This is a genomic window from Selenomonas bovis DSM 23594 (genome assembly GCF_000381005.1).
GTDB lineage: Bacteria > Bacillota > Negativicutes > Selenomonadales > Selenomonadaceae > Selenomonas_C > Selenomonas_C bovis.
The window spans coordinates 55,307-67,160 of record NZ_KB908383.1 but is presented as its reverse complement, the minus strand read 5'-3'; the positions used below and the strand labels follow the sequence as shown (position 1 = coordinate 67,160).

The window sequence follows — 11,854 nt, the reverse complement described above, 5'->3', positions numbered from 1 at the left end:
CCGCCGCTCATTTTTTCTCCGTCTTGTCGGACTTCTCAGCGACATCGATGGTCTTCTTTTCCTCCTCAGAGCTTGCCGCCTTGAACTCGCGGATGCTCTTGCCGAGCGCCTTGCCGACATCAGGCAGCTTGCCCGGGCCGAACAGCACGAGCGCGATGACGAGAATGACGAGCAGCTCGGGAACACCTAAATGAAACATATCTTTTCCTCCTGTCAAAGCGGCGCGCGGCAGACCTCCCGCCCGCGCGCCAGCGTGAAAACTACCTCTCTATTATACAGGGCCGCAGGGGAAATCTCAACAAATGCGCCGTGCGAAAGTGCCGCGCGCGCAGGCGCTAGCGCTCCTGCGCATAAGGACCGCGGTCCGCCGCACGGACGTTCCCCGTCTCAGCAAAAGCACCATCAAAAAACCGACCGTCCGGACATCTCTGTGCCCAGACGGTCGGCATTCACGACACCCGCGCGGCATGTGGTCGATTCCACTTCCGTCAGCCCCGCGGCTGCTTCTCTTCGTTTTTCTGCCCTTAGTATATCGGTTCGCGCGCGCCGCGTCAAGCGTTTCTTTTTGATGCCGGCGGCGGCAAAGAAACGCCAGCGCTGCCGCCCTTCGCCGCACCGCGGGAAGCCAGCCTTTCCTTTTCCTGCAATCACGCGCACGTTCTTCCTGTTCTTTTTCCCTGTCGCGCGGCGTTTTCCCTTTTTGCAGGAAATTCCCCTGACGCCCTTTACAAACACACACAAGGCTCGTATAATCGTTAACCGTCTCATACTCATCAGGCGCGCGGCACATACCACGCGCCCCCGGATTCATCTTTAGAAAGGTCGTTGATTCAGAAAATGACAGACACGGCTCAGAAACCACGCCTGTGGACCAAGGGGTTCCTGCTCGATACCCTGGTCAATTTCCTCATCTACATCATCTACTACATGCTCATGGTCATCATCGCCTCCGAGGCCATCCGCTCGCTGCACGCGTCCATGAGCGAAGCCGGCCTCGCGTCGGGCATCTTCATCCTCGGCACACTGCTCGCGCGCGTCTTCGCGGGACGCTCCATCGAGCTCTACGGCCGCAAGCGCATGCTCTACGCGGGCATCCTCTTCTACCTCGCGACGACGTTCCTCTACTTCGCCATCGACTCGCTCGCACTGCTCTTCCTCGTGCGCTGCCTCAACGGCATCGGCTACGGCATCGCCTCGACGGCGACGAGCACGATCGTCTCGACGATGATCCCCGCGGAGCGCCGCGGCGAGGGCATCAACTACTACGCGCTCTCGATGAGCCTCGCGGCCGCCATCGGCCCCTTCATCGGCATGCTCATGCAGCAGGTCCTACCGTTCCGCGACATCATCTATTTCTGCATCGCGATGATTCTCGTCTGCCTCGCGTCCGTCACTGTCATGCACGTCGAGGAGATGGAACTCACGCCTGAGCACCGCGCGGCGCTGCGCGAGTTCCACCTCGCGAACTTCCTCGAGCCGAAAGTCACGGCCATCTCCATCGTCGCGTTCGCCGTCGCTGTCTGCTACTCGAGCGTGCTGAGCTTCCTCGCCTCCTACGCGGCGGAGCTCAATCTCATGACCGCCGGCACCCTATTCTTCGTCGTCTACGCGCTCGCCGTCACCGTCGCGCGCCCCGTCGCCGGCGTCCTCTTCGACCGCAAAGGGGAAGACTTCGTCATGTATCCGACCTACGCCTGCCTCGCGGGCGGCCTGCTCCTGCTCTCCATCACCACCTCGAGCTGGATGATGCTGCTCGCCGGCGTCTTCGTCGGTCTCGGCTATGGCACCTTCATGTCGAACGGCCAAGCCATCTGCGTCAAACTCGTCGAGGAGATGCGCGTAGGCGTCGCCGTCTCGACCTACTTCGTCGCGCTCGATCTCGGCCTCGGCGTCGGCCCCTACATGCTCGGCGCTTTCAAGGAGTCGCTCGGCTTCTCCGGCATCTACTCTGCCGTCGGCTTCGCCGCCGTCGGCTGCGGCGCGCTCTACTACCTCCTCTACGCACGCCGCCGCGATGCCGTCGTAGTGGATACTGACGAGGAGGAGCTCGAGGAGGAGCTCGAGGAAGAGCTCGCCTGACACACGAATCTCCTCCATTTCATTTCCCATACAGACAAACACATCAGCAAGAAGGAACCGTTGAATCTATCCGCGGTTCCTTTTTTGCTGCTGTATTTCTTTGCCCGTCAGCCTTGCAAAAATATTCCGCACAGATATTTTCCCTGCTTTTTTTCACAAAAACAGGCCCATCCTGCTGGATGAGCCAGAATCTATGCTGTTTTCCCGCACTTTGCCGCATTTTCGCTGCGCATGCAGGGCTCTCAAACTTCGTCGCCCGTTCAGAGCTCGATGTTCGTGATGATACGGCCGAGACGCAGGCCGGAGACGAAGTTCCAGAACCACTTGAGGCAGACGGTGATGTTCGTATGCGCGCCGGAGAGGCGGAGGAGATGGACGAACATCCAGGCGAACCAGGCGAGGAGTCCTTTCATCTTGAAGCTGCCGTTCTCGATGACAGCGCGGCCGCGACCGATGGTCGCCATCGTCCCCATGTCCTTGTATTGGAAAGTCTCGAGCTGCGTCTCGCCGTGCAGGAGATGCACGATGTTGCGTGCGCAGACGAGCGCGCCCTGCGTGGCGACTGGCGCAACCGTCGCGAGTGGGCGCTCCGTGCCGTGCTGGAAATGCGCACAGTCGCCGATGGCGAACACGCGGTCGCTGCCCTCGACGCGCAGATGCTCGTCAACGACGATGCGGCCGCCGCGGTCGACCTCGCCGCCGCAGTTCGCGATGAACGGCACGGCCTTGACGCCGGCCGCCCAGATGACGGTCTTCGTCGGGATAGACGAGCCGTCTTTGAGGCGCAGCGTATTGCCGTCATTGTCGACGACCTGTGTGTTGAGCAGCACCTCGACGCCCTTTTTCTCAAGCACGCGGATGACCTCGTCCTGCATGTCCTGCGTGAGCATTGGCAGCACGTGGCCCGTCGCCTCGATGAGCTTGACGCTGACCTCGCTGAAGTCGAGGCGGTGGAACTCCTTGCGCTGGATGTCGACGAGCTCCGCGATGGCGCCCGCCTCCTCGATGCCCGTCGGGCCGCCGCCGACGACGACGAACGTGAGCATGCGGCGGCGCTCCTCCTCGCTGTCCTCGCGCTTATTCGCGCGCTCGAACATGTGGAGCACATGGTTGCGGATATGCAGCGCCTCCTGCAGCGTCTTCATGCCGTAGGAATTGCGCTCGACCGTCTCCATGCCGAAGAAGTTCGTCGTGGAGCCTGCCGCGAGCACAAGGTAGTCGTACGGGACCTCACCATGGTTCGTGAGCAGCACGCGGCGCGCCTGATCGACGCCCTGCGCCTTCGCCATGAAGAACTCGACGTTCTGATTCTTGCGGAAATAAGCGCGAACTGGGTACGCGATCTCATCCTCGGAGAGGATGGCGGTCGAAACCTGGTAGAGGAGCGGCTGGAACAGGTGGAAATTGTGACGATCCACCAGCGTGATCTCGACATCCTCCTTCGCGAGCGTCTGCGCGAGCTTGATCCCGCCGAATCCGGCACCAACAATCACGATATGCGGCTTCTTCTCTGACATGGATAAACATCTCCCTGGCTTTCGTGAATTTTGTAACTTTCCTTTGGGAAAAGAAACGCTGATCTTCTCAGCGCGTTTCCCAGCGCACCGACGCCCCTCCTGCATGAATTGCAGCTGCCGATGCGTTCTGACTGGCTTGTATGTCTCTCAACGAACCCTATATTAGCACATTTGGCTTTTTTTGCAAGCAAAATTTTACACTTTTACAAAAGATAATTGTTTTATCCCATCTATTGTGTAAACTCGATAATAATAAGTGAAAAGAATAACAATCAGTGGCTCCTCCTGCCCTCCGTTCCCACTCACAAAATGCGGGATGCGCGCCGCATCTCCATCCAGGTGGTATAAAAATGCAGCCGCCGGGCATAGGGTACTCAGCGGCTGCACAGGGAGCAGCGGTTATGTTCCGCAGGATATATACTCAGTAGCGCTTGCGCTTGACGCTGGACGCGTAGCCGAGCTGCTCGCGGTACTTGACGACGGTACGTCGCGAGACGGCGCAGCCGCGTTCCTCGAGGAGCTTCGCGAGCTTCGCGTCGGAGAGCGGCTTCGCGGGGTTCTCCCCCTCGATGAGCGCGGCGAGCTCGCGCTTGACCTGCACGGCGCTGTATGCCGCGGCGCCGCCCGCGGCGAGATTCGCAGTGAAGAACGACTTTATCGGCACGATGCCGCGCGGTAGCTCGACGTATTTCCCCGCGGCCGCGCGGCTCACCGTCGACTCATGCACGCCGATGGCGTCCGCAACCTCCTGCATCGTCATGGGGACGAGGGCCGCCGGCCCCTGCTCGATGCAGGCGCGCTGGCGGCGCACGATTTCCTCGACGACACGGCGAATGGTCGTGCGGCGGCTCTCGATGCTCTTGATGAGCCAGAGCGCCGCGCGGAAGCGCCCGCTGATGTAGGCCTGCGTCTCGCTGTCGAGCCCCTCCGCGTGCTGGTAGAGCTTCGAGATGCACAGTTGCGGCACGCCCTCGTCATTGAGCTCGACGCGGTAGCCGCTGCCCTGACGGCGCACGATGACGTCCGGCGTGATGTAGCCGGGCGTCTCCGTGCCGTAGGCCGCGCCCGGCTTCGGGTTCAGCGTGCGGATGATGTCAACGGCGAGCTGCACATCTGCGGGGCGCACGCCCTCCGCGGCCGCAATCTCCTTGACCGCGCCCGCAGCGATCGCGTCGAGATGGCGGTCGATGAGATGCGCGACGAGCCCCTCGTAGATGCCGCGCCGCACGGCCTGCAGACGCAGGCACTCCGCGAGGTCGCGCGCGCCGACGCCCGCGGGCTCGAAGGTCTGGAGGACCTCGAGCACCGCCTCGGCCTCCGCCCCGCTCACCTGCGTCGCGCGCGCCGCCTCCGCGAGCGGTACGCGCAGATAGCCGCTCCCGTCGAGGGAGCCGATGAGGAACACGGCAACGGCACGCTCCCGTTCCCTGCCCGCCGGATAGGCGAACGCGGCCTGCTCCATGAGCTCCGCCTCGAGGGTGCGGCTCGCGGGGCGCGCGAGGACGGGATTCTTCTCCGCCTCGGCGGTTCCCGCCTCGTCCCCGCGGTCGGAGCCGCCGAGATAGGCGGCGAGCGCCGAGATATCCTCCGCGCGGTACGCCTGCTCGCTCTTGCCCGTCTCAGCAAAAGAAACCGCACGGTCGTAGTCGATTTCGAGCGCGGGATTCTCGAGGTATTCCTTCTCGATGACGCCGCGGAGGTCTTGCGCGGAGAGCTGCAGGATCTTGATGGCCTGCTGCATCTTCATCGTCATCGCGAGGTGCTGAGAAAGATTTTCCTGAAGCGCTTGTGACTGTTCCATACGGTTTCTGATCCTTACTTATGGAAATGCCTCTGTCCTCGTTTCGCGCCGTGCATTGCCGCGCCTGAGGTCATTCGCGTTTCCTATGTTGTTCTGCGTTCTGCGGCGCAGCTCAGTTCTGGCTCACCGCTGCCGCGATGGCGGCGCCGAGGCCCGAGCCGCCGTTCTCGAGGACGGTCTCGACCTTGGCCGCGTCTGCGCCGAGGAGCTCGGAGAGACCTTTTTCGAGGTTCTCCTTCGCGTGCGGCATCTTCTCGTAGACGGAGCCGTCGACGGCGATGGTCTGAGGCTGCTCAATGCCCTCACCCTCAAGCTGCCAGAGGATGCCGACGAAGCTCGCGGCCACGAGGCGCGCCGAGCGGTTCACGATGCGCAGCACGAGATCCTGCACGAGCGAGGCGTCCGCCGCCGCGATGTCGCGGCCCGTCTTCTTCGCGACGAGCGCGCGGATGGCGGCGCAATCCTCACTCTCATCCTCCATGATGGCGGACATGTCGATGCTCGTGAAGCCGTATTCCTTGCCGGCCTCGCCGAGGAGCTCCGCGAGTGCCATACCGAAGAGCTCGCCCATATAACGGCCCGAGACCATTTTCTCGAGGCGCTGCTCGCCCGGCTTTTCAGAACGCTCGTCAAGCGCGACATCGAACCGGCCCGGCGCGAGGCGGTTGAAGCCGCCCGACTCGAGATTCAGGATCATCGGCTGCTCCGCCTTGTCCGCGAACGGCTCGAGATAGCAGGTGTTGTGGCCTGTCGCGTAGATGCAGCCGATGTTCACGTTGTCATGCTTGTAGGCGGCCGCGAGCTGGACGGCGACCGTGTCGTTGATGACGGCCGTCGGCTCGACGTTGTCGAGGCCCTTGCGGTGGAGCGCCGCCTTGAGCAGGTCGTTGACGACCTCGCCCTCGACGCCCGGCGTCGCGAACTCTTTCGTCCAGGTGATGAGCTTCGCGTTGTAGAGGTTCGTCTGCGATGAGGGGAAGGAGAACGTATGGCCGAGGAAATACTGCTTCGCATGGTCGCCCTCCACGGCCTCCTCTACGAGACCGGCGATGAAGTCGAACATCTGCTCCGCCGTGGCGTCCGCGGCGATGTAGTTATAGGAGCCGGGCACGACGAGCGGCTTCGCAACCTTGCGGAGCACCTCGAACTTCCCGTCGCCCTCGAGGCGGATGAGCAGCACGCGCACGTTCGTGCCGCCGAAGTCGAGCGCGAGATACTCGCCCTTTTCCTGGCGCGTCGGCAGGCCGATGTACGACTTGAGCATCTTGAGCGAGCTCTCCGCGGGATCCTTGAGCCCTTTCTTGAGGTCGTAGCGGAAATCAGCCGCGATGGTCTTGAGCTCATCGCTGTCGATCGTGAAATCCTTGAGGATGCCCTCGAACTGGTTCTTGTCAAACGACATGATACATTCTCCTTTTCCCTTGTATGTGTGTATGGGTTGTCCGCGCCGTCATGGCAGACGCCTGCCGGCGCTCTATCGGCATCCCGGGAGGTCCCGGGAACATCCATCTCGCTGAGTCCTGCTAGTCCTGCTGCGCCTCGGCGATCTCCTCAAGGTACGCCCAGCGTTCCATGAGGCCGTCGAGCTCGGATGCGAGGCGCTGCTCCTCGCGGCCGAGCTCCGCGAGCCGCCCGTAGTCAGAGGCATTCTGCTCCATCTGCAGGCGCACGACCTTGAGCTCGCCCTCCTTGCTCGCGATGACGCCCTCGATCTGCGCGTATTCCCTCTGCTCCTTGAACGTGAGCTTCGGGGCTGCAGGGCGCGTCTTCGCGCGCGGCGCGGCGGCTTTCTCCGCTGCGGGCGCAGGCTTCTCCGCAGCTGCGGGGAGCGCTGCCTGCTCCTCCGCCGCCTTTTCCTTGTAGTAGGTATAGCCGCCCGGGTACATGCGCAGGCTGCCGTCCGGCTCGTAGACGAACACCTTGTCCGCGAGGCGGTCGACGAAGAAGCGGTCGTGCGAGACGAAGAGGATCGCGCCGTCGAAGTCGTCGATGAACTGCTCGAGCACCGCCATCGTCTCGAGGTCGAGGTCGTTCGTCGGCTCATCGAGCAGCAGCACGTTCGGCGCCTCCATGAGTATGCGCAGCAGGTAGAGGCGGCGCTTCTCCCCGCCTGAGAGGCGCGCGATCGGCGTCCATTGCAGGCTGCCGGGGAACAGGAACCGCTCCATGAGCTGCGAAGCGCTGATGCGCGAGCCGTCCGCGAGGGTGATGGCATGCGCCGCCTCCTCGATGTACTCGATGGCGCGCAGGCGCTCATCCATCTCTGCGGCACGCTGCGTGAAATAGCCGATCTTCACCGTCTGGCCGATGGTGACCGTACCGCGCGTCGGCGTCCTGCGCCCCGCGATGAGGTCCAGGAGCGTCGTCTTGCCCGTGCCGTTGCGTCCGAGGATGGCGGCGCGGTCATGGCGCAGCACCGTATAGGAAAAGTCCCGTACGATGGTGCGCCCGTCCGCCTCATAGCTCACATGATCGAGCTCGATGACCGTGCGGCCGAGGCGGCTTCCCTTGAGACCGATCTCTACCGCCGCGCGGTCGAGGTCGGGCGTCTCGTTTTTCACTGCTTCGTAGCGCGCGATGCGCGCTTTCTGCTTCGTCGAGCGCGCCTGTGCGCCGCGGCGCAGCCACTTGAGCTCGTTCCGGAGGAAATTCTGCCGCTTCGCCTCGCTCGCCTGCTCGCGCTCGATGCGCGCCGCTTTCTGCTCGAGAAACGCGGAGTAATTGCCCGTGTACGTGTAGGAACGGCCCTTGTCGAGCTCGAGGATGCGCGTCGCCGTGTGATCGAGGAAATAGCGGTCGTGCGTGACCATGAGCAGCGCGCCCTTGCGCGCGGCGAGATACTCCTCGAGCCAGGCGATCGTCTCGCTGTCGAGGTGGTTTGTCGGCTCGTCGAGCAGCAACAGATCGGCGGGCTGCACGAGCGCCGTCGCGAGCGCGAGGCGCTTCTGCTGGCCGCCTGAGAGCGTGCCCGCCTTCGCCGTGAAATCCGTGATGCCGAGGCGCATGAGCACCGCTTTCGCCGTGCTCTCGAGCTGCCAGCCGTCGTGGGCGTCGATGGCCTCCGTGCTGCGCGCGATAGACGCCTGCGCGGCTTCATCGTCAGGAGCCTGCGCGAGCCGCGCCGCCGCGAGCTCGTAGTCCCGGAGCGCCTGCATGAGCGGCGAGCCGCCGCGGAACACCTCCGTGAGCACGGTCTTTTCCGCATCGAACACTTTGTCCTGCGCGAGGTACTCGATGCGCAGGCCTTTCTGCGTGACGCGCGTGCCCGCGTCCACGGGGATGAGCCCCACGACCGCCTTGAGGAACGTGCTCTTGCCCGTGCCGTTCACGCCGACGATGCCGACCTTGTCGCCCGCGGCGAGGCTGAGATCGACGCCTGAGAAGAGCAGCTTCTCGCCGTAGCTCTTCGTGAAATTTTCGAGTGTCAGAATCATTTGCTTGGTCACCTTGACTGGCGCGCTTTTGTCGCCATCTTTATCATTATAGCTTGTTTAAGGGAAAAATCCTAGTCTGGATAGAGAAATTCTTTCCAAGTGAAAAGGAACGTCGGGAAACGCTTGGCACCTCAAAACGCTCCGTCGATGCCCACGATCTCGTCATGCTCCTCCGCGAGGTCGCCCGCGCGGTGGATGAGCACGCGCGTGATGCGCACGCCGTCGACCTCCTCCACGTAGAAGATATGGCCGCGGTAAGCCGCCATCTGCCCGATGCGCGGCTCTGTGCCGAGCTGGGCGTAGAGCCAGCCGCCGACGGAGTCGACCTCCACGTCGTCGATGTCGATCTCGAGGATGTCCTCGAGCTCCTCGAGCAGCATCTTCGCGTCGACGGAGAAGATGCGCGGCGCGCGCTGCTCCGCGGTCGGCCGCTCCTCGTCAAACTCGTCCTGGATGTCACCGACGATCTCCTCGACGATGTCTTCGAGCGTCACCATGCCCGCCGTGCCGCCGTACTCGTCGACGACGATGGCCATCTGCGCGCGCTTTTTCTGCATGGTCTTGAGGAGCACGCTCACATCCATGCTGTCCGGCACGACGAGCGCTTTGCGCGCGAGACGGCGCAGGCTCACGCGGCGGCCCGGCGTCGTGTAGAGCGCTTTCATGAGATCCTTGACATGCAGGAAGCCGACGATATGATCCTTGTCCTCCTTGCAGAGCGGATAGCGCGTGAGCTGCTCCTCGAAGATGATATGGAGGTTCGTGTCGAGATCGTCGCTGAGGTCGAGGCAGACCATGTCCGTGCGCGGCGTCATGATCTCGCGCACATTGAGGTCGGTGAAGTCAAAGACGTTGTCGACGAAGTCCGCCTCCGTGTCGTCGATGAGCCCCTGCTTGTAGCTCTCCTCCATGAGCAGGCGGATCTCCTCCTCCGTGTGCGCCTCCTCGCCGTCGCCGTCCGTCTCGAAGCCGAGCCGGTGCGCGACCCAGTTCGCGACATGGTTGAGCAGCCAGACGAACGGATACATGACGCGCTCGAAGATGAGCATGGGCAGCGCGACCGTCAGCACGATTTTCTCGACGCTCTGGATGGCCATCGTCTTCGGCGTGAGCTCGCCGAGCACGATATGGCCGCCCGTGATGATGGCGAACGCGAGCGCGAGCGCGACGGTGTGCCCGACGGCGTCCGCGAGTCCGAGCGCCTGCGTGACGGGCAGGATGAGCGTCGCGACGGCCGGCTCGCCGACCCAGCCGAGGCCGAGGGAGGCGAGCGTGATGCCGAGCTGCGTGACCGAGAGCGAGGAGTCGAGATGATCGCTGAGCTTTTTCGCGTAAACCGCGCGCTTATTCCCCTCCTGGATGAGCGTCTCCAGGCGCGACGGACGAATCTTCACGATGGAGAACTCCGCCGCAACGAAAAACCCGTTCATGAAAATGAGGAACGCGACGAGCACGAGCTGCATGAGGATCGGCACGATGTCCATGGATGTAAGTTACCCCCTGTGTATGTCACTGGAAAATGATGCGCACCAATGGCTGCTATGTGGCCTTTGCGCGCGTTTTTATTCAACTCAGCGTCGCCCTTGCTTTTGCAGCTTGAGCGGCGAAAAGTCAAAACCGAGCTGGCGGGAAAGGCGCGTGAGCTTCTCCGCCTCGCGATAGTCCGCGAGCGTGATGACGCGCCCCTCCCGGCCCGCGCGCCCCGTGCGGCCCGCGCGGTGCAGATAAGTGCGCGCGTCCTCCGGCAGGTCGAGGTTGAATACCGTATCGACCTCCGGGAGGTCGAGCCCGCGCGCCGCAACATCCGTCGCGAGGAGCAGCGTGACGCGCCCGCGGCGGAAATCCGCGATGGCCTTCTGCCGCGCCATCTTGTCCGCGGTGCCGACGAGCGCCTCCGCCCGCACGCCATCGTAGCGGAGCTTCGCGAGCGTCCGTTCCGCGTCGAACGCGCGGCCCAGGAACACGATGCCGCGCCGCACGCCGAGCCGCCGCGTGAGCCGCCGCACGCGCTCGGCTTTCTCGCGGAACGGCGTCATGACGGCGTAGTGACGGATCGTGGACGGCACATGCGCCGCACCCTCGATCGTGATGCGCACCGGCGCGCCGAGGAATGCCGCCCGCTCGCACGCGAGCTTCGTCGCTGTCGCGGAAAAGAGCGCGTAGTGCGGCGCCTCCGGCGCCTCCCGGCGCAGGCGCTGTACGAACGCCGCCGTCTCCTCGCCGCCCTGCTTGTCGAGCAGCCGGTCGAACTCGTCGAGCACGAGCAACCGCACACCTGAGAGCTTCAGCTTGCCCTTCTGCGCGAGTTCGAGTATGCGCCCCGTCGTGCCGACGACGAGCTGCGGCTTTTCCTTGAGCTTCTCCAGCTGCCGCTTGATGCTCGCGCCGCCGATGAGCCCGAGCACGCGCACGGGGATGCCCGCCGCCTGCGCGAGTTCCCGCGCCGTACGCGCGATCTGCATGGAGAGCTCCTGTGTCGGCGCGAGCACGACGACCTGCACCTGCGGCAGCGCCGCATCGAGGCGCGCGAGGATGGGCAGGAGATAGGCAAGCGTCTTGCCCGTCCCCGTCGGCGCCTGCACGAGGAGATTCTCTCCCGCGAGCAGGCGCGGCACAGCGGCCGTCTGCACCGGCAGCGGCGTCAGGATTCCCTGCGCCCTGAGCGCCGCCGCGAGCGCCTCCGGCAGCCCGAGTGCTGTGAATGTCTGTTCCATGGAAGTGTTCCTTTCTTAATCAATCCAGCAGAAGCCACATGAAAATGTCCGCCACTCGGACATATCGTGTCCTGCCTCCAGCATGCGCAATCTCTCCCCTGCCCTGCCACACCTCTTCCACCGCTTCGCGGTCCCCCTTCCCCTGAGGGGAAGGTAAAGGTTCACTGCAACAACAAAAAATAGAATCTCATCCCACAATCCTTCCCCTCAGGGGAAGGTGCCGAGCGCAGCGATGGTGGAAGAGGTGTTCGGCCTCGAACGATGTTTTCTATCACGTTTCCCTGTCCCGCCACACCCCTGCCTCCCCCC

General features: G+C 63.4%; 8 protein-coding genes and 1 riboswitch. Of the genes, 1 reads left to right on the top strand and 7 read right to left on the bottom strand.

Going from position 1 to position 11,854, the window contains the following annotated elements; genetic code table 11:
* Positions 1-7 precede the first annotated feature (7 nt).
* Positions 8-199, bottom strand: coding sequence for a twin-arginine translocase TatA/TatE family subunit (locus tag F599_RS0104345; protein ID WP_019542308.1), 192 nt, complete (start codon positions 197-199; stop codon positions 8-10).
* A gap of 226 nt (positions 200-425) precedes the next feature.
* A riboswitch (ZMP/ZTP riboswitch) is annotated at positions 426-506 on the bottom strand.
* 331 nt (positions 507-837) lie between these two features.
* Between F599_RS0104345 and F599_RS0104340 the strand changes: the two genes are divergently transcribed.
* Positions 838-2,079: an MFS transporter gene (locus F599_RS0104340; RefSeq protein WP_019542307.1), complete on the top strand. Its 1,242-nt coding sequence runs from the start codon at positions 838-840 to the stop codon at positions 2,077-2,079.
* Between the two features lie 260 nt (positions 2,080-2,339).
* On the opposite strand, the gene F599_RS0104335 is transcribed toward F599_RS0104340, so the two are convergent.
* The 6 genes from F599_RS0104335 to F599_RS0104310 form a co-directional block, all read right to left on the bottom strand.
* On the bottom strand, positions 2,340-3,596 hold the full coding sequence (locus F599_RS0104335) for an NAD(P)/FAD-dependent oxidoreductase (protein WP_019542306.1): 1,257 nt from the start codon (positions 3,594-3,596) through the stop codon (positions 2,340-2,342).
* A 421-nt stretch (positions 3,597-4,017) separates the two neighbouring features.
* A complete protein-coding gene (gene rpoN / locus F599_RS0104330; RefSeq protein ID WP_020700494.1) occupies positions 4,018-5,397 on the bottom strand; it encodes an RNA polymerase factor sigma-54 in 1,380 nt (459 codons plus the stop codon).
* A 112-nt stretch (positions 5,398-5,509) separates the two neighbouring features.
* Positions 5,510-6,799, bottom strand: coding sequence for a hexokinase family protein (locus tag F599_RS0104325; RefSeq protein ID WP_019542304.1), 1,290 nt, complete (start codon positions 6,797-6,799; stop codon positions 5,510-5,512).
* 121 nt (positions 6,800-6,920) lie between these two features.
* A complete protein-coding gene (locus tag F599_RS0104320; RefSeq protein WP_019542303.1) occupies positions 6,921-8,831 on the bottom strand; it encodes an ABC-F family ATP-binding cassette domain-containing protein in 1,911 nt (636 codons plus the stop codon).
* A 131-nt stretch (positions 8,832-8,962) separates the two neighbouring features.
* Complete coding sequence (locus tag F599_RS0104315) at positions 8,963-10,315, bottom strand: hemolysin family protein (protein ID WP_019542302.1); 1,353 nt, start codon at positions 10,313-10,315, stop codon at positions 8,963-8,965.
* A gap of 87 nt (positions 10,316-10,402) precedes the next feature.
* The gene (locus tag F599_RS0104310; protein ID WP_019542301.1) at positions 10,403-11,545 is read right to left on the bottom strand and encodes a DEAD/DEAH box helicase; all 1,143 of its coding nucleotides are present in this window, start codon (positions 11,543-11,545) and stop codon (positions 10,403-10,405) included.
* Positions 11,546-11,854: the final 309 nt, after the last annotated feature.